Here is a 26,972-nt window from a genome sequence, read left to right on the forward strand (position 1 = left end):
AACGGACTCACCATGAAAAACACCGATCTATACATCAATGGTCAGTGGCATGCCGGCGCTGCAGATCAACGATTTGACGTAGTCAATCCAGCAACCGAAGAGGTTATCGCATCGGTCGCATCCGCCGAAATCGCGGATGCAGACACCGCATTGGACGCTGCCGAAGCGGCGATGGCAGATTGGGCCGCACGCACGCCCCGCGCACGCTCTGAGGTATTGCGTAAAGCGTGGGAGCTGATGACGGACCGCCTTGAGGAGTTCACCCATCTGATCACTTTGGAAAACGGCAAGGCACGAGCGGATGCGATTGGTGAGGCAACCTATGCCGCAGAATTCTTTCGCTGGTTTGCCGAAGAAGCCGTGCGCGCGGACGGCATGATCACCCACGCGCCCAGCTCGGGTGCGCGGATCATGGTGCAGCACAAGCCCGCTGGCTTGGCTGTGTTGGTGACACCCTGGAATTATCCCGCCGCCATGGGCACGCGCAAGATCGCCCCGGCCCTTGCAGCCGGTTGTGCCGTCATTATCAAACCCGCCTCAGAAACCCCACTGACCATGTTGGCATTGATGCCTTTGTTGGAAGAGGCCGGAGTTCCACCCGGTTTGGTCAATGTGCTACCATCACGGCGCACCGGTGCTTTGGTGGATCACATGATGCATGATCCGCGTGTGCGCGTTGTGAGTTTTACCGGCTCAACCGGTGTGGGTCGAAAACTGCTGAAAGGCGCGGCGGATCAGGTTTTGAAATCCGCAATGGAGCTTGGCGGCAACGCACCGGTTATCGTTCTGGAAGATGCTGACATGGAGACCGCGATTGAGGGCACGATGCTGGCCAAGATGCGCAATCTGGGCGAGGCATGCACGGCCGCCAATCGCATCTATGTCCACGAATCCCGCGCCGAAGAGTTTACGAGGCGCCTATCGGAAGAAATGTCTGCGTTGAAAGTCGGGGATGGTACCGATCCTTCCGTTGACGTCGGCCCATTGGTCAACTCTGACACTCGTAACAAAGTCGCTGAGTTCGTTGCTGATGCGGTCGCAAAAGGGGCCCGTGTTGAATGTGGTGGTGCCACGCCTGACGGGACAGGTTTTTTTTACCCACCAACTGTCCTGTCAAACGTACCGGAAAACGCCGATTGCGTGCATGATGAGATTTTTGGACCGGTCGCTGCCATACAGACGTTCACTGACCAAGAGGATGCAATCCGCCGGGCGAACAACACAGAATATGGCCTTGTGGCATATGTGTTCTCGCGTGATTTCAAACGCGCATTACAGATATGCGAACGGCTGGAATACGGTATGGTCGGCCTAAACCGAGGACTGGTAAGTGACCCTGCGGCGCCATTTGGCGGCGTCAAACAATCAGGCATTGGGCGCGAAGGTGGCCACGAGGGTATGCTGGAATTCATGGAAACTCAGTACATCTCGGCCAGTTGGTGATTTTGGCACTTCAAACTGAGCAAAGACTGGAAATTGAAACCACCGATAGTGACCCACCATTGGAATAACATGCTTCAAGGAGGACCAGAGCTCAGACGCTTGCGATCATGGAAACATCACAATCGCCGTCGATAAATCAATGTCTGCTCTCAGGTGTGCGTTGTTGGTTTTTCGCACATGCAGCGAAAGACCGCTTCCCGCCTTCAGAACCTCAATGCGCGTTCAGTAACCGCTGACGAAGTTCACTCACCTTCAATCACTATGACGCTTTCCTATGACACCCCTACCCGCTTTCTGTGCCGAACCTGCCCACCTTACCGTCACAAGACCCTTGTTTTATTGATCCGAGGTCTTCTGGTTTGATGCCTAAAACGGTCTCGAAAACCGTTGTGGGTGCAAGCCCACCCAGGGTTCGAATCCCTGTCTCTCCGCCATAATTTCCAAATGGTTTCTTTGCTTTCACAGACCGACAGGTCTGTCGTGCTGCGCAAAGAGAGGGGCTGGCCAAGACCCCCTCATCCAGCCCCCCTCACACCGCCCCTCACATTCAACCACAAAGTGAGAGATCAGTGCCCCTTTTGGCCCAATAGGCCTATGCAAACAAAAGTCGTTACTCGCTAATTTGGGAACCGAACCCGATCACGATCCGCAAAATGTCTTATTTACCCTGTCTGACTGCAGTGTCGGTCATTTTGGGATCAAAGGCAGTGAAGTCCTTCACATAAGACCAAAAATTCGACCGATCCGTAAAATGCGGACCTCGCTCGGCTCCATGTTCTCGTTCACGGACTGCCGAGCGACCCGCAGAATGTGTTTTCGTTAAAATTCAACGCAAAATCCAAAACGGTGGGCGCTTTGTCGCCGGATCAAGCCGCCCAATCAGCGTAGCTTGGCCCAAACCCGTATTCTGCTGAGAAATCACAAGAATTCCCCCTTTGAGTCGTCCTAGAATTGGATCATCCCAGCGGCACAAATTTCCAAAGGAGACATATAATGTCGCGTACTCTTCTTATCATCATCGTCCTCGTCGGCCTTGGCGCGGGCGGGTATTTCTATCTCAACCAACCCGAACCGACGCCGGCTGAAAAACTTGAAGCCGCAGCCGAGGATGCGGGCGATGCGGTCAGCGAAGCGGCCTCGGCCGTGCAGGAAGCCGCAAGCGAAGCACTGGAATCGGCCACAGAACAAGCCAGCGAAGCGGCGTCATCTCTGACCGATCAGGCCACTGAGGCCGCGTCATCTGTTGCGGATCAGGCTACTGAGGCCGCCAACTCGATCGCAGATCAGGCCTCCGAGGCTGCAGATCAAGCCGGTGATCAGGTCGCCTCGCTGGCCGATCAGGGCCAGGAGCTGTTCAACTCCTGGGTTCAAGAGGGCATGCTAACTGCTCAGAACTTTGACTATGACGCCATGGTCGCCTCGGTCCAGAACAGCGAGATGGCACAGGTTGTCAAAGATCAGGTGATCAAGATCCTGGATGAGATCAAAGCCTCGCCCGAGGCGGTTCTGACCAAACTTCAGGACCTGCAAAAAGCGATGAGCCAATAAGGGTCAGGCCGTCCATGGGCGGCCTTCTTCACATGCCGCGACGTTAGACAGCGGCAGAATTGACGCGGCGCGGGGCTTTTGTTTGGCTTGACCCAACACGAACCCCGCGCCGTTTTTCTTTGCCATCAGGCTTACCCCTGATCCGGAGAAACGCGCAATTCAAGGACTGACCAATGACCGACTTGCCCTCTACCATGCGCGCCGTTGTCCTGAAACATGACGGCTATTCCGGCACCATGACAGGCCCCACAATCACAGACGCGTCTGAGTGGTTGGTCGATGCCGAATTGCCCGTCCCTACCCCCGGCCCCGGACAGGTTCTGATCCGGCTGCGCACTGCCTCGGTAAATCCGTCAGACATTCACTTCATCAAAGGCGAATACGGCCAACCCCGTGTCAAAGGTACCGCTGCGGGCTTTGAAGGGTGCGGACATGTTGTAGCAACGGGCAAAGGGGCGGAAGGTCTACAAGGCCTGCGCGTCGCCTTTGTCGCTGCCGGATCGGGGGCTTGGGCGGAATATGTCGTAACCCAGATGCAAATGTGCATCCCTCTGCGCCCTGACATCTCGGACGATGACGGGGCTGCGCAGATCGTCAACCCGCTGACCGCGATGGCTATGGTTGATATAGCCAACGAAGACGGCGACGCGTTTGTCGTTTCAGCCGCCACCAGCCAATTGGGTAAGCTGATGTGCAGCCTTGGGCGGGATCTGGGCTTGAAGCCCATCGCTATGGTGCGGCGCGCTGAGACTGCTCCGATGCTGAAAGAGCTTGGGGCTGCGGAAGTTCTGGTCACAACGGACCCTGACGTTGCGCGCCAATTTGCCGAACTGAGCGCCAAGCTGAAGCCCCGCGTCTTTCTCGACGCTGTCATGGACCCTCTGTCCGAGCAGATTTTCTGCGCCATGCCCAATCGCGCGCGCTGGATTTGCTATGGCAAACTCGGCAGCGACGCCCCGACCCTGACCCAAACCGGGCAGCTGATCTTCATGGGCAAACGGATCGAAGGATTCTGGCTGACCAACTGGATGATGACCACCCCTCCGGCCGATCAGATGCGCGTTGTGACCGAGGTTCAGGCGCGTTTCGCAGACGGGCGTTGGAAAACAGATGTGTCCGAGCGTCTGACACTGGGCGATCTGATCTCCAACCTAGCGGACGCTTTGAAAACGAGTGACGGGAAGGTGATGATCACGCCCTAACCCTATGAAAAGAAAAAAGGGCCCGCACATGCGAGCCCTTTTGAAATTCGTAGTTCGCAACGATTAACGCTTCGAGAACTGGAACGAACGACGCGCTTTGCGCTTACCGTATTTCTTACGTTCCACAACACGGCTGTCGCGGGTCAGGAAGCCAGCGGCTTTCAGAGCACCACGCAGCGACGGATCGTACAGCTGCAGCGCTTTCGAGATGCCGTGCTTGACCGCACCGGCCTGACCGGTCAGGCCACCGCCTTTGACGGTTGCAACAACGTCGAACTCACCTTCCACACCGGCAACCTGGAACGGCTGGCGCAGGATCAGCTGCAGAACCGGACGCGCGAAGTACTTGTCCTGGTCTTTGCCGTTCACGGTGACCTTGCCGGAACCCGGCTTGATCCAAACGCGGGCAACAGCGTCTTTACGCTTGCCGGTGGCATAGGAGCGGCCCAGCTCGTCGCGTACGGGTTCACGTACGATGACTTCTTCGGCCACGGTTTCAACGCCTGCGACGGCGCTCAGCTCTTCGAGAGTATTGATCTGATCAGCCATCGGTCATTAGCTCCGGGTGTTTTTCTTGTTCATGGACTTAACGTCCAGAACTTCGGGCGCTTGCGCCTCATGAGGATGCTCGGCACCGGCGTAAACGCGCAGGTTGGTCATTTGCTGACGCGCCAGACGGTTGCCCGGCAGCATGCGCTTGACCGCCTGGGTCACGACGCGCTCGGGGTGGGCACCTTCCAGGATCTGCTGTTTGGTGCGCGACTTGATGCCGCCCGGGTGGCCAGTGTGCCAATAGAAGTTCTCTTCGCGCTTCTTGCCGGTCATCTGGATTTTGTCAGCGTTGATCACGATGACGTTGTCGCCCATGTCCATGTTCGGGGTGAACGACGCTTTGTGCTTGCCACGCAGGCGCATGGCGACGATCGAGGCAAGACGGCCCAGAACAACGCCCTCGGCGTCGATCAGGATCCATTTCTTGTCGATGTCTGCAGGTGTTGCAGAAAAGGTTTTCATGGCAGGATAGTCCTGTTTGATGTGAAAGACCGCCCCAAGACAGAGCGGTCCGAATTCGATGGACGGGTTCTATGACCTAGGGATGTGCAGGTCAACCACCACAAATCAATTTTAACAATGTAAAAACAATGCTTTATAAAATGGGTATTATTTTACCCCACATTTCTAACCCCTGTCCGCTTAGCTGTTCGAGCCCTTCATCGCGGAGACCTTGCACCAAAGAGGTTCAGATGCCCACACTAACCCATGTAATTTCCGACTACGGCGCCGCTTGGCAAGAGCATGATGACGCCGCCCGATTGGCCTTGCTGATCCGCTGTTTTGCTGTAGACGGTCGCTATGTCGACCCTACGGCCGATGTCAGTGGGCGGGACGCGCTGAGTAAACATATCGGTGAAGTTTTGGATAGCTCGAAAGGTCGCGTGGAGCTGACCAGCAAACCGGTTTCGCACCACAACGTTGTGCACTTTACTTGGCACATGATCGACGCGGATGGGGCCGAGATGGTCGCTGGCCACGATTTCATTCAGTTGGGCGAAGACGGAAAGATAGCGTCTTTGTCTGGCTTTTTCGGCGACCCTCAGCCTTTGGGCTGATTGGTTGGACGCTGATGTTGGTGCCCAAGTCTGCGATTTTCTTAGATCGCGCGACTTCTCTATCAAACCAATACACTACCCCACTTTACATCAAAAACTTGAGCGTCAACTTGATCTCGCACTATTATTGAGAACGTATCAGCCAGATGATCTTCGTTGAATTCAATACCGAAAACCGGAAAAGACTTATTGTCTGCAGAATCTTTCGCGAACGCGTCTGCAAAGTTACCGCGAACCGAGGTCTCGCGAACTAGGCCTGCCAATAGGTCAGCGGCTTGAAGTGGAAGAAACTGTTTATCGTCGCCGAACACTGGTTTTCTTCCATACAAGTTGCGAACGTTGTCGGAGCGGTTGCAGATATATTCGTCCCAGAAGCCCATAATGGCCCGTTGCTCTCCCACTTGTTCGTCAAAAAAGAAATCGATGGGTTCGGTAGCAGGGACGATTTCCGGGAATTCAGACCGTGACGAATGAAACTTGTCCATCATACAACGAAATGCAACGTGGTAAGGGTTTTTCAATCTTCCGAAGTCGACGGATTGAGCTGCCGGTATTTGTATTCTGCGAACAGCGTTTATTACATCGTTTGTGTTGATGCGGCAGAAGATGCCAAACATGGCGTGCTCATGGACAATATTTTCAAAGATCTTGATTCTTTCGCGGCGTTCCGGATTGGATGCCATTTGATTGTATTTAAAGTGATAGCTATTTGCCTTGTGGTCTAGAACACCAAACCTCCTGAGGCCTCGCTCCCACTCTCGTGAGAATTTGGCCCAACGTTCGGCGCTTGAAACGTAGCCACCGAGAACAAACACGCCGCCAGGTGCATAACTTTCGTCAATGAATGCCTGTAACGCCATAGATCGATTCGACATTAGCCAGATTAAACTCAGTTAATTTGCTGATTTATCAACAGTGTAATATGTATTCATGAATTTCGAACTTTAGTCTTACTTTAGTTCGAATTCAATTTAACAAGAAAGAAAGTGTCTGTTTTTAAACGCTGATTTGCTCGGGCGGATTGTCCAGCAAAGCCCGTAGACGGAGCATCGCGTCCTCGAACCGCTGCAGAGAGACATGCCCGTTCATGGCAATGCGCACCGCATTCGGGGCGCGCCCGTCCCGCAGCGCGAACTCATCCGCAGATCGCAGTTGAATTCCTTCGCGCTCAGCCGCGCGACTGAAAGCAGCAGCCCGCCAACCTGACGGCAAATGCAGCCAAACAAACGGCACATCCGGCGCCCAGTTTAGATCGAACCCACCCAGAGCATTCACTGTTACCCGCACATACTCTCCCATCCGCGAGCGCACATCCCGCGCGATTTGGCGCGTGCGAGGGTCAGAGAGCAGCAGCCGGGTCAGTTCGGCCAGCGGCTGTGCCAGGCCAAAATATCCGTATTCGGCTGAACGGCGCAGATCTACGCTCCGGTCCCTGGGCGCAATGGCAAAGCCGACACGCAAGGACGGTGTCAGCACTTTCGAGATCGAAGACACGTGCCATCCCCGCTCGGGGGCCAACGCGCGGAAACTGGGTTCTTTTGCGTCTCCCATCCGGTAGCAGTCGTCCTCAACGATCTGCACATCGTATTTCCGTGCGATTTCCACGATTTCCTTGCGCCGCTCCAAAGGGGTGTGCAGCCCGGTCGGGTTCTGAACCTCGGGCGAAACACAGACCGCCTGCGCTGGCGTCTGGCGCAAGACATGCTCCATCGCTGCTGGGTCGATGCCCCATTTGTCCATACGGATGCCAACCGCATCGGCCCGCATCAACTCTGCCGCGCGACGGAACCCGGCATAAGAGAGGTCTTCGACCATCACGATCGGTTTGGGACCCTGCAGAATGGTCTGGAATACAAGGCACAGGCCGTTCTGACCGCCGTGTGTCAGGACAATGTCGTCGTCGCTCAATTTGCCGAGCGGCAGGTCCGACAACCATTCAACAACCGCCTGACGCATGGGTTTATACGCATCGCGTGTCGGGTAGTTCATGAACAAAGCCGGATCGGACTGCGCGACTTTCTTTAGACACTCGCGGATCAGAGAAACCTGCCCCATATCCGCAAGCCTCGGGCTGAACAGGCTGACGTGGTTGGCATTCTGAGCTTCGGCTAGATGAAGCTGCCGAGACCAAACATCGTCCAGAATCGGAGATTTCGGAGGGGCGACAAATGTACCACGTCCGACCTCAGCTTGTAGCAAACCCTCTTCGGTCAGAATCGTATAGGCCCGCGCGACGGTTCCCGGAGTGATCTGGAGCCGATACGCAAGTTCGCGCACAGGGGGCAGTTTGGCCCCGATATCTAACGTCTTACTTTCAATCGCTTTTCGTATTGTATCAGCCACTAAGGTGTACTTGGGCCCTTTGGATTTCGGCAGCGACTCCGGCCAAATTGTATCCATTACAATTCTTCCTTTGCATTTGACACAATTGCGAATGTATCAAACACATGTACCGAACATTGCTACTTTGTGTCAATACAATTTGAAAGGAATACTGAGATGACACGCACAATGCACACGCCCGCCCTTACACTGCTGAACGCCAGCCCCCGGCTGCCGCTGATCGCTGTGCTGGCCGTGCAGTTTGCGGCGGCGGTCACTCAATGGGAACGCCGTCGTCGCAGTCGCGTCAATCTGGGAAAGCTGGATGACAGGTTGCTCAAGGACGTGGGCCTGACCCGTCTGCAAGCCGACCGCGAAATCAAGCGCTATTTCTGGCAGCTTTAAGCCATCCCCAGTCCCAAATTCATTTGGGACCTCTTCCCTGGCCGGGGTTCGCCCCGGCCCTTTTTATCCGAATTTTGCAGCCGAAGACCCAGCAGGTGGGATGGAATAGGTCATACTGGCCCGCGCCACGGGTTGATCTGACCCGACCGAGTAAATCAACACATCGCCAACCGCCAGAGTGCGCCCCAGTTTCAGCAAGCGACATTCAGCGATCAGATCCTTACCACCTTCAGGTTTGCGCAAAAAGTCCAGAGAGCTATTGGTCGTCACCGCCAAGGACTGACGCCCCTTGCGCGCCAACACCATGGCATAGACGCAAACATCTGCCAGACCGAACATCGACGGCCCTGAAACTGTACCACCGGGGCGTAAATGACGGTCCTCGACCACAAGGCGCATGGTGATCGTCTCCTCGGTCAGGTCCTCAACCACGAAATCGCGATGAACCTGTGGGAATACCTCTTTAAGGTACTGCGACAGCTCGTCTTTGCTTAACGCCAATCCCATGCTTCCCCTCCTTCACTTCTCACCCTAGAGTTGGCCCAACAGTCGACAGGAGGGCAAGATGGCAATTTTGGAACGTAACGACACAGGTGCCATCGCGCGGCTGCACATGAACGCGCCCGAAAGGCTGAACGCGCTGAGCGACGAGATGCTGGCCGCCTTGCAGTCCGAGTTCGACGCGCTGCGCGATGATCGCTCGATCCGGGCCGTTGTTCTGTCGGGCGAAGGCAAGGCCTTCTGCGCTGGACATGATCTGAAACAGATGACAGCCGGTCGCCAGTCCGAGGATGGCGGCAAGGTCTATTTCCAAGACCTCTTTAACCGTTGTGCGCAGATGATGATGTCGATTCAGTCCCTGCCCCAACCCGTTATCGCGCAGGTCCACGGCATTGCCACAGCCGCCGGTTGTCAATTGGTCGCCACCTGCGATCTGGCCGTCGCTGCCGAGGGCACGCGCTTTGGGGTGAACGGAGTGAATATCGGCCTGTTCTGCTCGACCCCCATGGTCGCGCTCAGCCGCAATATTCCCAGAAAGCAGGCATTTGAGATGCTGACCACCGGAGGTTTCCTCTCAGCCGAACGCGCGCAGGAACTGGGGCTAGTCAATCGGGTTGTCCCTGAAACGCAACTCAACGACCAAGCCCTCGCCTTGGCCGAACAAATCGCAGACAAGCTGGGCATCGCCGTCAAAATCGGGAAAGAGGCGTTTTATCAACAGCTTCAAATGCCGCTGGATCAGGCCTATGCCTATACCGGAGAGGTAATGGTGCAGAATATGCTGCATCGCGACACCGAAGAAGGCATTTCTGCGTTTATTGAAAAACGCCCGCCGAATTGGTCTCAATAAGGCTATTATTCCGAACATTTTTCACCACTGTTGTCATTTTTGCACTTTTCAAAAGGGCAACACTGTGGCAATGCTGGGTCGAGGCTAAGGCTTCAGCACACTTTTGGGTCGCCGTGGGCGGAAGGTCCCTCCAAGCTGGTTTCTCTCACTAGCGTTGACATTCCCGCAGCGGCGACCCCAAGACCTCCCCTAAATTCTGAAGCATTTGACGGTTGCTCAGTTGCGCCTGCTTGGGCTCTGCCCTATGTGGCAGCGCATGACACAAGCATTGCATATCGTGGGCGGCGGCATGGCCGGGTCCGAGGCCGCATGGCAGGCGGCGAAAATGGGCGTGGATGTTGTGATCCACGAAATGCGCCCCACCGTGGGCACCTTTGCGCACCAGACCGGCAATCTGGCCGAGATGGTGTGCTCCAACTCGTTCCGCTCGGACGATGATGAGCAAAACGCCGTGGGTCTGCTGCATTGGGAGATGCGCGCCGCAAACGGCTTGATCATGACGACCGCCGATGCCCACCGCCTGCCCGCAGGCGGGGCGCTGGCCGTCGACCGCGACCCTTTTGCCGAGGCGGTCACCGCTAAACTGCGCGCGCATCCCCGGATCACGGTGACGGATGAAGAGGTTACCTCACTTCCCGACGACGGCCAGTGGATCTTTGCCACCGGCCCCCTGACCTCAGCCAAGCTGGGTGAAGCCATCCAAGCCGAAACCGGTTCGGACGCGCTGGCGTTTTTTGATGCCATCGCGCCGATTGTCTATGCCGAGAGCATCGACATGAGCAAAGCCTGGATGCAGTCTCGCTATGACAAAGGCGAGACCGAGGAAGAGCGTACTGCCTATCTGAACTGCCCCATGGATCGCGATCAGTACGAGGCTTTCATTGATGCCCTTCTGGCCGCTGATAAAACCGAGTTCCACGAGGGCGAGACCGCAGGCTACTTCGATGGCTGCCTGCCGATCGAGGTGATGTCAGAACGGGGTCGTGAGACCCTGCGCCACGGGCCGATGAAACCCGTCGGCCTGACCAACCCCCATCAGCCGGACGTGAAACCTCATGCCGTTGTGCAGCTGCGCCGCGACAACGCGCTTGGCACGCTGTTCAACATCGTGGGGTTCCAAACCAAGATGAAATACGGTGCACAGGCTGAGGTTTTCCGCATGATCCCCGGCCTGGAGAACGCCAGTTTCGCACGTCTTGGCGGAATACATCGCAACACGTTCATCAACTCTCCGACCTTGCTCGACGCGCAGATGCGGTTGAAATCAAAGCCGAACATCCGCTTCGCCGGTCAGATCACCGGTGTCGAAGGCTATGTCGAAAGCGCGGCTATGGGGCTTTTGGCAGGTCGAATGGCGGCCGCTGAAATTCTGGGCCGCACCCTGCCCGAGGTACCGCAAGACAGCGCTATGGGCGCATTGATTCATCACATCACCGGCGGCGCCGAGGCCAAGACGTTTCAGCCCATGAACGTCAATTTCGGCCTGTTCCGCCCTGTGGATGGCCTGAAAGGTGGCCGCCGGGGACGCAAAGACCGCTACAAAGCCTACACCGACCGCGCCAAGGCTGAATGGACGGAGTGGCTCGCGCAAAGCTGACTGGACGATAGACGATCCAACGGCTTAACATGCAGTTATGAGTGACAAGTTTTTCAAGGACACATACGGATCGAAATCTCCGCAGGACACCCAAGCGCACTACCAGAAATGGGCCGCAACCTATGAGGATTCTGTCGCGGAACAGGGATATGCTACTCCGGGCCGGGTTGCCAAAGCGCTGTGGTCCAAGAGGCCTGAGGCACAAACGCCTATTCTCGACTATGGCTGTGGCACAGGATTGTCTGGTGTTGCGTTACGCTCAGTTGGGTTTGAAGTGATCGACGGAATGGACCCCACGCCCAATATGCTCGAGGAGGCCAAAGCCAAGAACGTCTATCGGGCGCTGATCGGCTTTGACATCTCTGATCTCGAACCCATTGAACACGACGCCTACTCAACCATTTCGGCCATCGGAGTGATCGGTGCCGGAGCAGCACCGCCTGAAACTCTGGACCTCCTCATGCAAGCGCTGCCCAAGGAAGGTCTTTTGGCATTCTCTTTTAACGATCATACACTTGCCGACCACTCTTACACCACACGCCTGAACGACTGGCTGGACATGGGGGCCGCGCGCCTGCTGTTTAAGGAATACGGGCCTCATTTGCCCGGAATGAACATGAAATCTGACGTGTACATACTCGAAAAGACGTGACTTTTACGACTCGCTTCGCGCCTTCCCCTACAGGTCCCCTGCATCTTGGTCACGCCTATTCGGCGATGCTGGCCAGTGACATGGCTGTGTCTGAAGGCGGCACTTTCCTGCTGCGGATCGAGGATATCGACCAGTCCCGTGCGCGACCGCAGTGGGAAAAACAGATCTACGCAGATCTCGAATGGCTGGGCCTCAGCTGGCCGACACCGGTTCTGAGGCAATCTGAGCGCATCCAGATCTACGAACAGGCCCTCAATACCCTATGGTCGAAAGGTCTTTTGTATCCTTGCACCTGCAATCGCAAGGATATCGCCGCAGCGGCCAGCGCCCCTCAGGAAGGGGCTCCTCTGCACGGGCCGGATGGGATCATTTATCCCGGCACTTGTCGGCATAAAGCCAGCCGAAACAGAAAAGAACGACCTAAAGACACGCCCCTGAGGCTTGATATGGCCATGGCGGCACAATCCGTTCTGTCACATCAGAGCAGTTTTCTCGAGCTTGGCACTGGCCCAAACAGGGAAACCGGACGGATTTCCTTCGACAAAACCGAACTGGAAACAACGATCGGTGATGTTGTCCTGTCCCGCCGAGGTATGGGCACCTCTTACCACCTGTCCGTCGTCCTCGACGATGCAGCGCAGAGGATTACCCGCGTCGTTCGCGGTCAAGACCTGTTTGAGGCAACGCGTATCCACGTTCTCCTACAGGCTCTGCTGGGCCTTCCCACGCCCGAATACCTGCACCACCACTTGATCCGCGACCCGAACGGCAAACGTCTCGCCAAACGAGACGACGCTCGCGCCATTTCTAAATACAGGGCCGAAGGCGCAACCCGTCAGGACATCCGTACCATGGCCGGCCTCTGACCCGGCTTCATCTTTTCAAAAATACTCTCGCCGAAGGCAATGGCGCCCCGCGCCATTCACTCCATCGGCTTCATCAACTCGACTTCCCCACCCTCGCGCACGGCCGTGTAGAAACACGTCCGGCGGTTGGTGTGACACGCCGCGCCGGTCTGACGGATCACGACCAAGATGCAATCCCGGTCACAATCAAAGCGGAAATCAACAAGTTCCTGAATGTGGCCGGACGTCTCGCCCTTGATCCAGAACGCCTGACGCGAGCGCGACCAATAGGTGACGCGCCGCGTCTCCAACGTGCGCTCAATCGCTTGCTGGTTCATCCAGGCCATCATCAGGACCTCACCCGAGGCGTGATCCTGGGCAATGGCGGGGATCAGCCCGGCTTCGTTATATTTGAGATTGGATGGATCGAACGTGACAGTGTCAGACATGACAAAAACCTTTTGCATCCCGAGGGCTGACCACTATGTATGGGGAACACGGAACGAGGGAAAGCCATGAGCGGCGAGAATGACCTGATAAAGCTGTACTCCGGGCGCATTCTGGCGCTGGCGGCTGATATCCCGCATCTGGATCGGCTGGATCAGCCCGATGCGACGGTCAAGAAACGCTCGCCGCTTTGCGGATCGACCGTAACCGTCGACGTGAATATGAAAGATGGGCGCGTCGCTGAATTCGGGCAGGACGTCAAAGCCTGCGCCCTCGGTCAGGCCGCTGCTTCAGTGGTTGGCGATGCGGTGATTGGTGCCACGCGGGCACAAGTTGAAACCGCCCGAGATCAGCTGAAGGCCATGCTAAAAAAGGACGGCCCTGCCCCGGACGCCCCGTTTGACGGGCTTGAGGTTCTGATCCCCGCCCGTGAATACAAAAACCGCCATGCCTCAATCATGCTGGCGCTTGAGGCAACAGCTGAGGCGATGGAACAAGCCGAACAGTCGAACTGCGCTTAAGCTTGGTGTTTTTGCCTAAACCTGTTTAATTTCACCCAAACTTCTTTGGAGGAATGGGCTTGAACAACCTGCTCGAACATTTCGTGACGTTGTGGGTTGTCATTGACCCGATCGGCACAATCCCCGTTTTCATCGCGGTCACCGCGGGCCTCGAAGCCGCTGCACGGCGTAAAACGGCGATGCTCGCAGCGCTGATCAGCGCCGGGGTGCTGCTGTTCTTCCTCGTCTTCGGACAATTGCTGATCGAGGCGCTGGATATCGGGCTGAACTCGTTCCAGGTCGCCGGAGGGATCATCCTGTTCCTGTTCGCGCTGACGATGATCTTTGGCGAAAGCAAACAGGAGATCGAACAACGCGCCGCCGAAGACGACAAGGAAGATAAGGTCCATAAGCACAACCCAGCGATCTTCCCTCTGGCTGTACCATCCCTGGCGTCACCCGGTGCGATGCTAGCGATCGTGATCCTGACCGACAACCACCGCTACAGCGCCGCCGACCAGGGGATTACTGCGTTGGTCATGCTGTCGGTCGTGCTTATCGCCTTTGTTCTGATGCTGTTGGCCGAACCGATCATACGCCTGATCGGTCACTCCGGCGCGGCAATCATCAGCCGTGTGATGGGGATGATCCTGGCCTCGGTCGCGGTGAATTCCGTTCTGTCGGCCATGTTGGAAATCATCAAAACAGGCCAGCTGTAAAAAAACCGCCGCTCCTTCCGGGCGGGAAGGGCGGCGGCAGGCAATGCGTTTCTCGTGTGGGGTCCGGGACACCGCGCGGGGCCGAGGCATGGCCCCTCAAGGGGTTTGGGACAGGCAGGTCACCCTTGATTTCACTGGGGATGACAGGCGCGGGCTATTCGGCACGAGATCGCAGGCAAAAGGGGTTAGAAACCAACCGGAAGGTGAAGAGCGACCATCAGCATAACGACCAGAGACGCAACACCCGCTGCATCCTGCAAGATGGTCGAGTGCGAGCGCGTGATTACGGTCTTGATCTGGGTCAGCATGGGTCACCTCCGGGTTAGGGATTTAATCCTTTGTTGACCTTTTGTTCTCATATTTCCCCGAGTCGGTAAAGAACTTTCTGAGAACATTTGCGAACTTTATGGATACTTTCGTGCTAACCCACTGAAATCAAACGGATCGCCTGATCCTGTTTCATCAGCCAAAGCAGAACACGCGCAGCTTTGCCTCTATCTGTGGTCAATTTGGGATCGGTATTAAGCAAGGCTCGTGCATCAGTTTGGGCAACGGCCATCAATCCGGCCTGCCGTTCCAGATCCGCAATGCGAAACTTGGGCAGGCCCGACTGGGCCGTGCCAATCAGATCGCCCGCACCACGCATCTGTAGGTCAGTCTCAGAAATGCGAAAGCCGTCCTCAGTCTCACGCAGGACCTCCAACCGTTTGCGACCACCCTCACTGAGAGGCGCCTGATACAACAGCAGACAGGTCGAATCCGCATCCCCTCGGCCAACGCGTCCGCGCAACTGGTGCAGTTGAGCCAGACCGAAAATCTCGGCCCGTTCGATCACCATGATTGAGGCATTGGGGACGTTCACGCCGACCTCGATCACGGTCGTCGCCACCAGAACCTTGGTTTCACCCGTCTGAAACGCGGTCATGGCGGCATCTTTTTCGGCAGGCGGCATTTGCCCGTGGACCAGACCTACGGCGTCCTCGCCCAAAATCGCGCGCAGCCGTTTGAACCGCTCTTCCGCCGCTGTCAGGTCGGAGACCTCGGATTCGTCGACCAGCGGACAGACCCAGTAACACTGCCGCCCTTCCTCAATGGCGCGGCGCAGATGGGCGACGACTTCTTCCATCCGTCCCGTGCTTACAATCGCGGTCTTGATCGGTTTTCGCCCCGGCGGCTTTTCATCCAGAACCGAGACATCCATATCGCCATATTGCGCCAAAGCGAGACTGCGTGGGATCGGCGTGGCCGTCATGACCAGAACATCGGCACCCTGCCCTTTTTCCGACAACTCCATCCGTTGACGCACGCCAAAGCGATGCTGTTCGTCGACAATCGCCAGACGAAGCGCCTTGAACGCCACATCACTCTGGAACACCGCATGGGTGCCCACAAGTATCTGGATATCGCCAGCCTCCAAAGCAGCCAGCTTGGCCCGACGCTCGGCCCCCTTGTCGCGTCCGGTCAGGATTTCCAACACAACGCCAGCCTCTTCGGCCAAGGGACGCAGCCCCTCAAGATGCTGGCGCGCCAGAATCTCGGTCGGAGCCATCATGACACCCTGCCCTCCGGCCTCGACCGCGACCAGCAGAGCCATGAACGCCACCAGAGTTTTGCCTGCACCTACGTCACCCTGGAGCAGCCGATTCATGCGCGATTCCGAGGCCATATCGCCCGCGATTTCCTCTATCGCCCGCGTCTGTGCTCCAGTCGGCCGGTACGGCAGGCTCGCCAGAACCTTTGATTGCAACGCGCCTGTGCCAACACTAACAATCCCGCGTGCTTTGCGTTCCCGTTGCCTTGCCAGAGCCAGCGTCAACTGATGCGCCAGCAGCTCATCATAAGCCAAACGCTCGCGCGCCGGGGCGAATGAGGCCACGTCATCCGCGCCTTGAGGGTTATGTGCAGCCTGAATTGCCGCGTGCCATGAAGGCCAGTTCTGACTGCTGATCTGCGCTGGATCAGCCCATTCGGCCAGGACCGGTGCGCGCGTCAAAGCGCTACGTACGGCCTTGAACATGGTCTTTTGCGTGATCCCCTGCGTCAGATGATAGACCGGCTCGAACTCAGGAATGCCCGAAGCCTGATCCACCGGCAGCATATGATCGGGATGCACCATCTGCGCCATGCCGTCGAACAGTTCCAACTTGCCCGAGATCACACGGCGCGATCCCTCCGGCAGGACTTTCTTCAGGTAGTCGCCACGCGCGTGAAAGAACACCAATTGGAAATCGGCCTGACTGTCCTCGACATGGACCCGATACGCGCCGCCCCTGTTCCGAGATGGGCGATGCGGTCCGACCGTCACCTCAACCGTCAACGTCGACGGCAGATCAACCCCTTGGATCGTGTCGCGCCTGCGTCGATCAATCACGGCATAGGGCAAGCCAAACAGAACGTCGCGCGGGCTTTCCATCCCGGCCTGCGCCATCGCCTGAGCGGTCTTCGGGCCGACCCCCTCCAAGGTTTCGACCCCTGCAAACAGGGGAAACAAAGTTTCTGGCCGTCCGCTCATGCGCCTTCAATCAGCTGCAACCAGCTATCCTCATCCAGGGTTTCGATCCCCAGCTCTGCCGCCTTTTTGGCCTTCGAACCAGCGCCCGGCCCCGCAACCAGAATATCGGTTTTCTTACTGACCGACCCTGAGACTTTGGCCCCCAACGCCTCGGCCCGCGCCTTGGCTTCGGCGCGTGTCATCTTTTCCAGCGTGCCAGTGAAAACTACCGTCTTGCCCGCCACCGGGCTTTCTGAGGCCGGCGCATCAGGTGGCACGACAGTCAAATGCGCCTTGAGCGCGTCAAAGGCCTGTCGCTCCTCTACATTGGCGAAGGCGTCGGACAGAGCCAAACCAACCGTCGCACCGATCCCGTCAACCGCTATCAGATCCGACCACGCAGCCGAGGCCTCCTCGGGCACGGACAATTCCGCGATGGCGGCGGTGCGGCTTTCCTTGATCCGTGCCCGACGCCCTTGCGAGTCTGCGGCCACCCGTTCAGCCTCTTCCGCTTGATCCGCGGCGCGATACGCAAGCGCCGCCGGGCGCGCGGAATCGACAGCTTGGGACATCGCCTCCCAGTCGCGGTAATGTAGCGCAAGATCACGCGCGACGACCTCACCCACATGGCGGATTCCAAGGCCAAACAGCAAGCGAGCAAAGGGTATGGTCCGTTTCTCATCAATGGCCGCAAACAGATTACTGGCTGAGGTGTCCCCCCATCCTTCGCGATTTTTCAAACGGGACAGAGCGCTCGAGTCCCGGTCTTCCAAATCGAAGATATCAGCAGGCGTTTTGATCGGCAGAACGGGATCTTCATAGAACATCTCGATCTGTTTTGCGCCCAAGCCTTCTATATCGAAGGCCTTGCGAGACACGAAATGCTTCAATTTCTCAACAGCTTGCGCCGGGCAGATCATGCCACCCGTACAGCGTCGCACCGCGTCACCTTCTTCGCGCACCGCCGCACTTCCACACTTCCCGCACCTATGTGGGAATTCATAAGGAACCGCATCTTCGGGCCGTTTCGAAAGGTCGACATCCGCAATCTTGGGGATCACATCCCCGGCGCGGTAGACCTGCACCCAGTCCCCCTCTCGGATGTCCTTGCCATCCCGGATGGTGCCACCCTTGGCATCGCGCCCGGCGATATAGTCTTCGTTGTGTAGCGTTGCATTCGACACGACAACTCCGCCAACCGTAACCGGATGCAAACGCGCAACAGGGCTGAGCGCGCCGGTGCGACCGACCTGAATGTCAATTGCTTCCAGCCGGGTCCAGGCCAATTCGGCGGGGAATTTATGCGCGATGGCCCATCTGGGTGTCGTTGATCGAAACCCGAGACGGGCTTGCAGCCCAAGATCATCCACCTTGTAAACCACACCGTCGATATCATAACCCAGCGTCGCGCGCTGTTCTTCGATCGACCGGTAGTGCGCCAACATGTCCTGCGTTGTCTTGCACAAACGTGTCAGCGGATTGGTCGAGAACCCATAACTTTTCAGACGCTCAATCGCCTCATCTTGCGTCTCAGCCAGAGGGGCCGACAGCTCTCCCCACGCGTAGGCAAAGAACTTCAGCGGACGCGCGCGGGTGATTTCGGCATCCAGCTGTCGCAACGAACCGGCCGCCGCATTTCTGGGGTTGGAAAAGGGTTTGCCGCCAGCCTCAGCCTGACGTTCATTGAGCGATTCGAAATCCGCGTGAGACATGTAGACCTCACCACGCACTTCCAGAATATCCGGGGCGCCTTCGATTATGTGCGGAATATCCGAGATCGTTCGGGCATTCGCCGTCACATTCTCTCCCACTTCTCCATCGCCCCGCGTGGCGGCTTGGATCAGTTTTCCTTGCTCATACCGCAGGGACAGCGACAGTCCATCGATCTTGGGTTCAGCCGTATAAGCCAATGACGCATCCACAGACAGGCCGAGATATTTGCGAATCGAGCGGTCGAAATCCGCGACATCCTCATCATCAAACGCATTGCCCAAAGACATCATGCGCTGTGCATGCGTGACCTTGGAGAACCCGTCCGCCGGGCGCGCGCCAACTTGATCACTTGGACTGTCAGAGCGTTTTAGATGCGGAAATTTCTCTTCTATTTCGGCATTTCGCCGTTTCAGCGCATCGTATTCAGCATCCGAAATCTCCGGCGTGTCTTCTCCGTGATACAGCCTGTTGGCCCGCGACAGCAATTCTGCAAGGCGCGCAAGTTCGGCGCGTGCCTCATCCTCTGTCAGGTCTGCTATCGAGATGGAATTGCTCATGGCCTCGCCCTGTCACTTTATTCTGGACCTCAGTGATAGGGCGAGGTCATGGCCAGGTCCAGACGTGCTGAGCCGTGAGTGGAGATGCCACCCTCTGGACCATGGGTGGCAAGTGTCTTCGGACGTCAGGCGTTGACCGCCATCCGCGTCTCATCAACAGAATTACTTTGCGGGTCTCGCAACACGTAGCCGCGCCCCCATACGGTTTCGATGTAGTTGTCTCCGCCCGTCGCATTGCTGAGCTTCTTGCGCAGCTTGCAGATAAACACGTCGATGATCTTCAACTCGGGTTCGTCCATGCCGCCGTAAAGGTGGTTGAGGAACATCTCTTTCGTGAGGGTTGTGCCTTTTCGCAGGCTCAACAGTTCGAGCATCTGGTATTCCTTGCCGGTCAGATGCACCGTCTGACCATCAACCTCGACGGTTTTCGCATCCAGATTGACCGCCACCCGACCGGTGTGAATCACTGATTGCGAATGCCCTTTAGAGCGGCGAATAATCGCGTGGATACGGGCCACCAGTTCCTCGCGATGGAACGGTTTGGTCAGATAATCGTCTGCACCAAACCCGAAGCCCTTGATTTTGCTTTCGGTGTCATCGGCACCGGACAGGATCAAAATTGGCGTTTCCACACGCGCAATACGCAGTTGGCGCAGAACCTCATGCCCGTTCATATCCGGCAGGTTCAGGTCCAAAAGAATGAGATCGTAATCATAGAGTTTCGCCAGGTCGATCCCTTCTTCCCCAAGGTCCGTCGCATACACGTTCAGGTTGGCATGCGTCAGCATCAATTCGATGCTTTTGGACGTGGTCGGATCATCCTCGACAAGAAGTATTCTCATTTCACTGCTCCAATTCGGGTCAAAACTTCCAATTAAAAATAAACCTGACCAAGAATGGTTAATCTTGCGTTACCGTTGAATCATTTATTCACTTTCACCCTTAGGTTGTCGATATTTTTTTAGTGCGGTGACCTTCAGAGCATCAACGCCATGCTCGGCCACGGCTGAGACCCAGAGGTTGAATTCTTCATCGCTGATGCCGTAGCGTTTTTTGGCCTCGGACAAGGTAATCAGGCCATACAACACCCCGCGCACGACCAGGATCTTGCGCGATGCCACCCAGCGCCGCGTATCCGGCGGCGGCAGATCGGCCTGCGACAAAATCGTGCCATCCGGCAGGGTTACAGACCGCGGACCTTCAACTTTGTGCAAATACATCTCTCAACCCTTTTCTGCTGCGACAAAGTTGACACCAGCCTACTTAATGCTGCGTGAAACCGCCCCTTGAGAGTGTCTAGAATTTTCTTATATTCTGCCGGTCTTTCTTAACCCGAACGGAATCGCCATGGCCCTCGCCGCCGAGACCCAACTCAATTCGCTTGGCTTTGCCAAACCACCCTCGGAAACACGGGTGGTGGTTGCTATGTCGGGCGGCGTCGACAGCTCGGTCGTGGCTGCGTATCTGGCGGATCAGGGCTATGATGTCGTGGGCGTCACGCTGCAGCTGTACGACCACGGTGCGGCGCTGGCCAAAAAAGGTGCGTGCTGTGCTGGGATCGATATCCACGACGCGCGCCGTGTGGCCGAGGAGCGTGGTTTCCCGCATTACGTTTTGGATTATGAGAACATCTTCAAGGACGCGGTAATTGACGAATTCGCCGACAGTTATCTGGCGGGGGCTACTCCGGTCCCTTGTATACGCTGCAACGAGCGCGTGAAGTTCAAGGACCTTCTGGAAACCGCCAAAGACCTGGAAGCTGATTGCATGGCGACCGGCCACTATATCCAGCGCAAGATGGGCGCGAATGGACCCGAGTTGCACAGCGCTGAGGATGCGAACCGCGATCAGTCTTACTTCCTGTTCTCGACCACGCCCGAGCAGCTGGATTTCCTGCGCTTCCCTCTGGGGCACCTGCCCTCGAAGGATGCGACCCGCGAAATGGCAGCGCAATACGGGCTGGCGGTGGCGGACAAGCCCGACAGTCAGGACATCTGCTTTGTGCCCAACGGCAACTATGCCAGCGTTATCGAAAAGCTGCGCCCCGGTGCAGCTGAACCGGGTGAGATTGTCCATGCCGATGGCCGCGTTCTGGCGCAGCATAACGGCGTGATCCACTACACGATCGGACAGCGCCGCGGGTTGGGTATCGGAGGCCTGAGCGAGCCGCTCTACGTGGTGAAACTGGATGTCGACAAGAAACAGGTCGTTGTCGGCCCGAAAGAGATGCTGGCCACGCGAACGGTTCCCGTGCGCGAGATCAACTGGCTGGGCGATGAACCCTTCACGTCACGCGACGAATGGCATGTGTCGGTCAAAGTTCGCTCGACCCGCCCCCCGCGCGAGGCGATCATTCGGCCATTGTCTGAAACTACGGCCGAGGTCGAATTGCTGACACCTGAGGAAGGGATATCGCCCGGTCAGGCCTGCGTGTTCTACGACCCAAACAGCAGTCGCATTTTTGGCGGCGGCTGGATTTGGCGCGGCTACTAGGCCGAGACCGGCGTAACCTCGGGTTCGATCTGGATCTGAAGCGCATCGTTGAACCGATTGAACGCCCCGCATAGGGTAATGCGCCATGTCAGCTCAACGATCTGTGCGTCAGTGAACCACTCTTTCAGGTCCAAGACCTCAGCATCGCGCATCCGGCCTGAACGGGTGGTCACTGCTTCGGCATAGCGGACCACTGCCCTGTCACAGGCGTCCAGCTCGGGGTGATCTTCGACCTCCGGTAACCGCGCTGCGCCTTCCGCGCTGAGACCCGCCACAGTCAGCAAGGGCGTGTGATGCGACACGCAATAGTCGCAGGCGTTCAGTTTGGAGACGGTGACCATCGCCAGCTCCAACGCGCGGCGTGGAAGGGTCGCCTGCGCGCGCAAAGTGGTGAGCATCCCGCTGACATGCTCCAGAACCGGAGGGCAATGCGCCGCCATCCGCGCCCAATTGTCGAACGGCCCATATGCGTCCAATTCCGCATGCGCAGCACGCGCGGCCGGTGTCATGTCATCGTCGGTCAAAGCGGGAATACGGGTCATAAGGGTTCTCCTTCTGCCGCAGGGTATCGCAAGCCGCAGGTCCAACTGCAACGCTGCTTCGTTCACAACACCGACACAGATCAGAGGATATCGGTCGGCGAGTTCAGCAGGATGTAGAGTCCGACACAGACCATGATATAGGGCGCGATCCTCTCGAGCCGAGTGACCCGTGGACCCAATTTCTGCGCATGAGGCGCGCCCCAGGCAGCAACGGCTGCCAAACCTGCCGAAGCGCAAGCCGCACCTATAAGCGCGGCCAACCGGAACGCGGGGCTGGAATCTGCCAGCAAGGGCGTCATCACGGCGAATGTATCGACCGAGAGGCTGAGAAACAGTGTCACGACCGAGGTCACCGCGCCACTTGGGGTGTCGTCTGTCTGCTCAACGCCTGAAATCTGGTGCCAGATACCGCGCAGACCCAGAGCCAATGGAACAATCCCAAGATACCCGATCCACTCTGGCAGTCCGCTCTGGCTCAGGCCTGTTGCGACGGCCAAGGACAGGCACAGGACAAGCCCATGCGCGACGGCAAACCCCATCAACGAGCGGCGGTGATCCATCACCAGCATCAACCCCAACAACACGGCCAAATTGTCGAGATTGGTCGACACCATCACAACCCCGGCCGAGATCGAAAAAAGCAGATACTCAAGCATCAGCTTTGGTCATCCGGGCCAACACGGCCCTGGCGGCGCGCAGGCCCGGTGCCTCACCGCCGCGGCCCAGACGATCCATCGTGACCGCCATGGCCTCACGTTGCGCTTCCGGGTTCGCGGCGACATTCGCCAAGGCTTCGGCGATCTGGTCGGGCTGGCAATCGTCCAGCAGACACTCGGGCACTGTCCGCGTGTCCGAGACCAGATTGACCAGCGTCACCGTGTCCAGATGCACCATCCGCTTGGCAATCAGAGTTGTCAGCCAGTTGAGGTTATACGCAATCACCATTGGCACAGCTTGCGCCGCCAGTTCCAGCGACACAGTCCCTGACGCTGCCAATGCCAGATCCGCAGCCGCAAAGGCCGCTCGCTTTTGCGCCACCGCCTGATCCGAGGGCAAATCACGTGGATCAACCACCACAGGCGATCCGGGCCAGCTGCGTAAATGTTCGGTCACGGTGTCGACCATATGGGCCACCGCTGGCACTACAACCCGTGTTTCGGGGCGGGGTTTCAGGTAGAGCGAGAGCGCCTCGCCAAAGACAGGTGCAAGCCGGTCGACCTCGCCCCGACGTGACCCCGGCAGAGCCAGCAACAGCGGCGCATCCCCCAGATCATAGGCATCACGGAAGGCCTTGATATCCGCCTCCGTCACCTGCGGCTCGCTGGCGACCGGATGGCCGACAAAATCGCACTCCATCCCCGCGCGTTCCATGTAGGGCGGCTCGAAAGGAAGCAGCGCCAGCACATGGTCGATCACCTTGGCCATCTTGTCGGCACGACCCGGACGCCAGGCCCACACGCTGGGGGCGACATAGTGAACAGTGCGAATGTCACCGCTCTCCTTGACCAGTTTGGCCACACGCAGCGAGAAATCCGGGCTGTCGATGGTGATCAGAACATCTGGTTGGGTGTTCAACACCGCCTGTGCCGTCTCAGATATCCGGCGTTTGAGGTGGAAGAACTTGGGCAGAACTTCGACCAACCCCATGACGCTGAGTTCGGACATGGGAAAGCGGCTGTTCAGACCCTGAGCCTGCATCAGCGGCCCGCCAACCCCGTCAAACGAGACATCAGGGACCAGCGCCTTTAGGCCCTCCATCAACGCGCCGCCCAGCCGATCGCCCGAAGGTTCCCCGGCGACCAGAAAAACGCGCATCAGACGGCCCGCTCGCGGACAAAGAGGAACAGGCCAAGGCGGTTGCACTCGGCGACAACATGATCCCGTCGCAGCACCATCACCCCGCCTTTTTCGATAACGATGCCCGTCAGACCGGCGGCCACCGCATCAGTGACGGTCTCCGGACCGATGGCAGGCAGATCAACGCGGCGATCCTGATCTGGTTTCGGACCTTTGAACAGAACGCCTCCGCCCGCATCCGGGCGCTGGGTCAGCGATTGCAACATCCACGCAGTGCCAAAAATGCTCTCAACCGCCAGAGCCTGCCCTTTGGAGACGGCGCAGGCCTGTCCTATATCGGCGCTGCCCATCGCGCGCAGAATACCAACGGCGCGGTCGGCATCTGCCAGATCACCCTCGGACGGGTGCGCCTCGGTCAGGCATCCCAGCGGAGGCAGCAGATCAGGTGCGATCTCATGCGCGGCTTTGACGACCAGGCCCGCATCTTCAAAGATACCGATCACAGCGCGTAAAGCGCCATCGTCACCCGACATCATTGCCTTTTGAATAATCGGCACCAAAGGCATCGTAGCGGCATCAATCCGCGCGGGATCGACTTTAGGCCGCTGCACCGCGCCCGCCATGCAGATCTGTGTCACGCCGCGCGCCTTGAGATCTGCGAGAAAGCTGCCGAGCTGCTCCAGACGGAAAACGACGTCTACAGTCAGGCTCTCGGGCTCGAAACCCTCCATCGCGCAGACCAACGGACGGTCTGGCAGAGCGCCCACGACAGCCTCCGGCAGAACACCTGTCCCTGCGATCAAAGCCAGCATTTGATTACTTCCTCGGCGTCAGGAACGAGCGATCTGATTGACCGGTGACGAACTCGACAATGCGCTGAACATATTCGCTGTCGGTCCCCTCGCCTGCGCGATGAGCGCGTTCCTGAAAGGTCCCCTCGCCGCCGGACAGTTCCTTGAACGCCGCCCGCAGAGCCGAGATATCCTCACGCGATACACCGCGCCGCTTCAGGCCGACAAGGTTCAACCCGTCCAACTCGCCACGCGGCGCTTGCACCAGACCGTAGGGAATAACGTCATTGGGCACCATGGTCAGTGCACCGATGATGGCACCGCGACCGACACGGACCCACTGATGCAAGCCCGAGATTCCGCCAACAATCACATCATCTTCGACAATACAATGCCCCGCCGCGCCCGCGTGGTTCACCATGATCACACGGTTGCCAATCTGAACGTCATGGGCCACGTGAACTCCGGCCATGAACAGGCAATCGTCACCGATCCGTGTCACACCACCACCGCCTTCGGTGCCGGTGTTGATGGTCACATGCTCGCGGATGCGGTTGCGCTGGCCGATCTCAAGCCTTGTATTCTCGCCGCCGAATTTCAGATCCTGCGGGATCTCTCCGATCACCGAGAAGTTAAAGATGACAGTATCGTCGCCGACCGTAGTATCACCCGTGACGACCACATGCGTCTTCAGCTCGACCCGGTCGCCCAGTTTGACCTGAGGACCCACGTAGCAGAACGGACCAATCACACAGTCCTGACCGATCTGCGCACCGTCTTCGATGATTGCGCTTGGGTGAATGCCGCTCATGTCGTTTTTTCCATGTCCCAATCCACGTAGGCCGAGAATTCGGCTTCGGCTGCGACCTCACCATCAACGGTCGCGCGTCCATTGAACTTGAACAGCTTGCCGCCCTTCTTGCCGCGCAGGGTTTCGACATGCATCTCCAGCACGTCACCCGGCACCACCTTGCGGCGGAATTTGCATTTGTCGATGCTCATGAAATAGATCAGCAGCTCTGTATCAATGACATCCATGCCGACACCCAACATCACGCCCGAGGTCTGCGCCATCGCCTCAACAATGGTCACGCCCGGCATGATCGGTGTTCCGGGGAAGTGGCCCTGGAAATGAGGCTCGTTCATGGTGACATTTTTGATGCCACGGGCCGATTGATAGCCATCGATGTCGACCACCTTATCGACCAGCAGAAACGGATAGCGATGCGGCAATATCCGCTGAATCAGCTGAATGTCGGCGCTTTTTGTTTCCGTCGTCATCGTTCAATCGTCCCGTTATTTGGATGTGTCAGTTTCCGCGTGGTTAGCAATACCGGCCCCTGAGGGCAAGCGAACCTATTCGCCTGAGCCGTCCTGAAGGCCGGTTCCATCGCCGATTGCGGCATTGATACGGGCAATCGCTTCATCAGTGATGTCGGAAGTGTCAGCGCTGAGGAATACATTCGCGCGTTCCAGCACCACGGCGGCCCCCGTCTCGCGCATCAGTTCGATCAGAACGGGCTGCGCCAGGGCATAAAACGTCTGGCGGCTTTCTTCGCTGCGCCGGGCCAAGGCGTCCAGTTTGGCGCGCTGGCCGTCGCGATGCGATTGCACCTTTTCGTCGAAGGCCTGCGCCAAAGGGCGGAAATCCTCTGGGGCCAACTCGGCGCGCTTCTGAGTCAGGTCTTTCTCTTCGGCACTGAGTTCCGCGACGATCCGCTCATTCTCTTCCGCAAGCTGTGCCCCTTCAGACTCGATCTCGGTCAAAACACGCTGACCGAAGGCCGAATCCGCGAACAACCGGTCGCTTGCGATCGTCAGAACAAGTGGGTCACGTACACCCAATTGTTGCGACGCCCCCTGAGACGCAAGCGTAAGGCCCAGCAAAACGCAAAGGGCCCGAACTGGGCCCCAAGCTTGCCTGAATGAATGCAACAGCATGCCAGA

30 protein-coding genes and 1 pseudogene are annotated in these 26,972 nt (G+C 57.6%); 12 read left to right on the plus strand and 19 right to left on the minus strand.

Annotated features, from left to right (window positions below):
- The first annotated feature begins 12 nt into the window (after positions 1-12).
- Together J7394_RS12805 and J7394_RS12810 are read left to right on the plus strand one after the other, a co-directional pair.
- A complete protein-coding gene (locus J7394_RS12805; protein ID WP_209253561.1) occupies positions 13-1,443 on the plus strand; it encodes an NAD-dependent succinate-semialdehyde dehydrogenase in 1,431 nt (476 codons plus the stop codon).
- Positions 1,444-2,436: 993 nt separating this feature from the next.
- Positions 2,437-2,991 carry a hypothetical protein gene (locus J7394_RS12810; protein ID WP_209253562.1) on the plus strand — a complete coding sequence of 185 codons (555 nt, stop codon included), beginning with the start codon at positions 2,437-2,439 and terminating at the stop codon, positions 2,989-2,991.
- A gap of 3 nt (positions 2,992-2,994) precedes the next feature.
- Here J7394_RS12810 and J7394_RS23025 read toward each other — a convergent pair whose 3' ends face one another.
- A complete protein-coding gene (locus J7394_RS23025; RefSeq protein ID WP_256439825.1) occupies positions 2,995-3,117 on the minus strand; it encodes a hypothetical protein in 123 nt (40 codons plus the stop codon).
- 47 nt (positions 3,118-3,164) lie between these two features.
- Here J7394_RS23025 and J7394_RS12815 point away from each other — a divergent pair, with 47 nt between their 5' ends.
- Positions 3,165-4,193, plus strand: a complete 1,029-nt coding sequence (locus J7394_RS12815; protein ID WP_209253564.1) for an alcohol dehydrogenase catalytic domain-containing protein — start codon at positions 3,165-3,167, stop codon at positions 4,191-4,193.
- A gap of 63 nt (positions 4,194-4,256) precedes the next feature.
- Here J7394_RS12815 and rpsI read toward each other — a convergent pair whose 3' ends face one another.
- Positions 4,257-4,742 carry a 30S ribosomal protein S9 gene (rpsI, locus tag J7394_RS12820; RefSeq protein ID WP_039535473.1) on the minus strand — a complete coding sequence of 162 codons (486 nt, stop codon included), beginning with the start codon at positions 4,740-4,742 and terminating at the stop codon, positions 4,257-4,259.
- Between the two features lie 6 nt (positions 4,743-4,748).
- Positions 4,749-5,207, minus strand: a complete 459-nt coding sequence (gene rplM, locus J7394_RS12825) for a 50S ribosomal protein L13 (protein WP_039536983.1) — start codon at positions 5,205-5,207, stop codon at positions 4,749-4,751.
- Between the two features lie 230 nt (positions 5,208-5,437).
- Between rplM and J7394_RS12830 the strand changes: the two genes are divergently transcribed.
- Positions 5,438-5,803, plus strand: a complete 366-nt coding sequence (locus J7394_RS12830; protein ID WP_209253566.1) for a nuclear transport factor 2 family protein — start codon at positions 5,438-5,440, stop codon at positions 5,801-5,803.
- A 62-nt stretch (positions 5,804-5,865) separates the two neighbouring features.
- Here the strand turns inward: J7394_RS12830 and J7394_RS12835 are convergent, their stop codons facing one another.
- Both J7394_RS12835 and J7394_RS12840 read right to left on the minus strand, forming a co-directional pair.
- The gene (locus J7394_RS12835) at positions 5,866-6,663 is read right to left on the minus strand and encodes a DUF3800 domain-containing protein (RefSeq protein ID WP_209253568.1); all 798 of its coding nucleotides are present in this window, start codon (positions 6,661-6,663) and stop codon (positions 5,866-5,868) included.
- A gap of 136 nt (positions 6,664-6,799) precedes the next feature.
- Positions 6,800-8,203 carry a PLP-dependent aminotransferase family protein gene (locus J7394_RS12840; RefSeq protein WP_209253570.1) on the minus strand — a complete coding sequence of 468 codons (1,404 nt, stop codon included), beginning with the start codon at positions 8,201-8,203 and terminating at the stop codon, positions 6,800-6,802.
- A 99-nt stretch (positions 8,204-8,302) separates the two neighbouring features.
- On the opposite strand from J7394_RS12840, the gene J7394_RS12845 reads away from it, so the two are divergent.
- Positions 8,303-8,530: a DUF1127 domain-containing protein gene (locus tag J7394_RS12845; protein WP_170373748.1), complete on the plus strand. Its 228-nt coding sequence runs from the start codon at positions 8,303-8,305 to the stop codon at positions 8,528-8,530.
- Positions 8,531-8,593: 63 nt separating this feature from the next.
- Here the strand turns inward: J7394_RS12845 and J7394_RS12850 are convergent, their stop codons facing one another.
- Positions 8,594-9,037 carry a PaaI family thioesterase gene (locus J7394_RS12850; RefSeq protein WP_170458244.1) on the minus strand — a complete coding sequence of 148 codons (444 nt, stop codon included), beginning with the start codon at positions 9,035-9,037 and terminating at the stop codon, positions 8,594-8,596.
- Positions 9,038-9,086: 49 nt separating this feature from the next.
- Between J7394_RS12850 and J7394_RS12855 the strand changes: the two are divergent.
- The 4 genes and pseudogenes from J7394_RS12855 to gluQRS all read left to right on the plus strand — a co-directional run.
- Positions 9,087-9,881, plus strand: a pseudogene (locus J7394_RS12855) (enoyl-CoA hydratase); the annotation flags it as partial.
- A gap of 256 nt (positions 9,882-10,137) precedes the next feature.
- The gene (trmFO, locus tag J7394_RS12860; RefSeq protein ID WP_209253574.1) at positions 10,138-11,478 is read left to right on the plus strand and encodes a methylenetetrahydrofolate--tRNA-(uracil(54)-C(5))-methyltransferase (FADH(2)-oxidizing) TrmFO; all 1,341 of its coding nucleotides are present in this window, start codon (positions 10,138-10,140) and stop codon (positions 11,476-11,478) included.
- Positions 11,479-11,515: 37 nt separating this feature from the next.
- A complete protein-coding gene (locus tag J7394_RS12865; protein WP_209253576.1) occupies positions 11,516-12,130 on the plus strand; it encodes a class I SAM-dependent methyltransferase in 615 nt (204 codons plus the stop codon).
- On the plus strand, positions 12,127-12,996 hold the full coding sequence (gene gluQRS / locus J7394_RS12870; protein WP_209253578.1) for a tRNA glutamyl-Q(34) synthetase GluQRS: 870 nt from the start codon (positions 12,127-12,129) through the stop codon (positions 12,994-12,996). The genes J7394_RS12865 and gluQRS overlap by 4 nt, the downstream gene beginning before the upstream one ends.
- A 56-nt stretch (positions 12,997-13,052) precedes the next feature.
- On the opposite strand, the gene hisI is transcribed toward gluQRS, so the two are convergent.
- A complete protein-coding gene (gene hisI / locus J7394_RS12875) occupies positions 13,053-13,442 on the minus strand; it encodes a phosphoribosyl-AMP cyclohydrolase (protein WP_209253581.1) in 390 nt (129 codons plus the stop codon).
- 48 nt (positions 13,443-13,490) lie between these two features.
- Between hisI and J7394_RS12880 the strand changes: the two genes are divergently transcribed.
- Entirely contained in the window at positions 13,491-13,943 is a 453-nt protein-coding gene (locus J7394_RS12880; RefSeq protein WP_209253584.1) for an iron-sulfur cluster assembly scaffold protein, read from the plus strand.
- A gap of 59 nt (positions 13,944-14,002) precedes the next feature.
- The gene (locus J7394_RS12885) at positions 14,003-14,641 is read left to right on the plus strand and encodes a MarC family protein (protein WP_209253586.1); all 639 of its coding nucleotides are present in this window, start codon (positions 14,003-14,005) and stop codon (positions 14,639-14,641) included.
- A gap of 185 nt (positions 14,642-14,826) precedes the next feature.
- Here the strand turns inward: J7394_RS12885 and J7394_RS23030 are convergent, their stop codons facing one another.
- The 5 genes from J7394_RS23030 to J7394_RS12905 form a co-directional block, all read right to left on the minus strand.
- On the minus strand, positions 14,827-14,949 hold the full coding sequence (locus J7394_RS23030; RefSeq protein WP_256439826.1) for a hypothetical protein: 123 nt from the start codon (positions 14,947-14,949) through the stop codon (positions 14,827-14,829).
- 113 nt (positions 14,950-15,062) lie between these two features.
- Complete coding sequence (gene recG, locus J7394_RS12890) at positions 15,063-17,153, minus strand: ATP-dependent DNA helicase RecG (protein ID WP_209253588.1); 2,091 nt, start codon at positions 17,151-17,153, stop codon at positions 15,063-15,065.
- Complete coding sequence (gene ligA / locus J7394_RS12895; protein ID WP_209253589.1) at positions 17,150-19,402, minus strand: NAD-dependent DNA ligase LigA; 2,253 nt, start codon at positions 19,400-19,402, stop codon at positions 17,150-17,152. Before ligA ends, recG begins: the two co-directional genes overlap by 4 nt.
- A 125-nt stretch (positions 19,403-19,527) precedes the next feature.
- Complete coding sequence (gene ctrA / locus J7394_RS12900; protein WP_170479360.1) at positions 19,528-20,244, minus strand: response regulator transcription factor CtrA; 717 nt, start codon at positions 20,242-20,244, stop codon at positions 19,528-19,530.
- Positions 20,245-20,328: 84 nt separating this feature from the next.
- The gene (locus J7394_RS12905; protein ID WP_209253590.1) at positions 20,329-20,622 is read right to left on the minus strand and encodes a DUF1153 domain-containing protein; all 294 of its coding nucleotides are present in this window, start codon (positions 20,620-20,622) and stop codon (positions 20,329-20,331) included.
- Positions 20,623-20,749: 127 nt separating this feature from the next.
- Here J7394_RS12905 and mnmA point away from each other — a divergent pair, with 127 nt between their 5' ends.
- Positions 20,750-21,895: a tRNA 2-thiouridine(34) synthase MnmA gene (gene mnmA, locus J7394_RS12910; RefSeq protein ID WP_209253591.1), complete on the plus strand. Its 1,146-nt coding sequence runs from the start codon at positions 20,750-20,752 to the stop codon at positions 21,893-21,895.
- Here the strand turns inward: mnmA and J7394_RS12915 are convergent.
- From J7394_RS12915 to J7394_RS12945, 7 genes are all read right to left on the minus strand, one after another.
- Positions 21,892-22,437: a carboxymuconolactone decarboxylase family protein gene (locus J7394_RS12915; protein WP_209253592.1), complete on the minus strand. Its 546-nt coding sequence runs from the start codon at positions 22,435-22,437 to the stop codon at positions 21,892-21,894. The genes mnmA and J7394_RS12915 overlap by 4 nt on opposite strands.
- 80 nt (positions 22,438-22,517) lie before the next feature.
- Positions 22,518-23,093, minus strand: a complete 576-nt coding sequence (locus J7394_RS12920; protein WP_209253593.1) for a hypothetical protein — start codon at positions 23,091-23,093, stop codon at positions 22,518-22,520.
- Positions 23,086-24,252, minus strand: a complete 1,167-nt coding sequence (gene lpxB, locus J7394_RS12925) for a lipid-A-disaccharide synthase (protein WP_209253594.1) — start codon at positions 24,250-24,252, stop codon at positions 23,086-23,088. The genes J7394_RS12920 and lpxB overlap by 8 nt, the downstream gene beginning before the upstream one ends.
- Complete coding sequence (locus J7394_RS12930) at positions 24,252-25,046, minus strand: LpxI family protein (RefSeq protein WP_209253595.1); 795 nt, start codon at positions 25,044-25,046, stop codon at positions 24,252-24,254. Before J7394_RS12930 ends, lpxB begins: the two co-directional genes overlap by 1 nt.
- A 4-nt stretch (positions 25,047-25,050) precedes the next feature.
- Positions 25,051-25,836 (minus strand): acyl-ACP--UDP-N-acetylglucosamine O-acyltransferase, encoded by a 786-nt coding sequence (lpxA, locus tag J7394_RS12935; protein WP_170458277.1) that lies wholly within the window; start codon positions 25,834-25,836, stop codon positions 25,051-25,053.
- Entirely contained in the window at positions 25,833-26,306 is a 474-nt protein-coding gene (gene fabZ / locus J7394_RS12940) for a 3-hydroxyacyl-ACP dehydratase FabZ (protein ID WP_170373767.1), read from the minus strand. Before fabZ ends, lpxA begins: the two co-directional genes overlap by 4 nt.
- A 75-nt stretch (positions 26,307-26,381) precedes the next feature.
- Complete coding sequence (locus J7394_RS12945; RefSeq protein WP_247748208.1) at positions 26,382-26,870, minus strand: OmpH family outer membrane protein; 489 nt, start codon at positions 26,868-26,870, stop codon at positions 26,382-26,384.
- Positions 26,871-26,972 lie beyond the last annotated feature (102 nt).

Origin of the sequence: Ruegeria sp. R13_0 (genome assembly GCF_017743995.1) — a bacterium.
GTDB lineage: Bacteria > Pseudomonadota > Alphaproteobacteria > Rhodobacterales > Rhodobacteraceae > Ruegeria.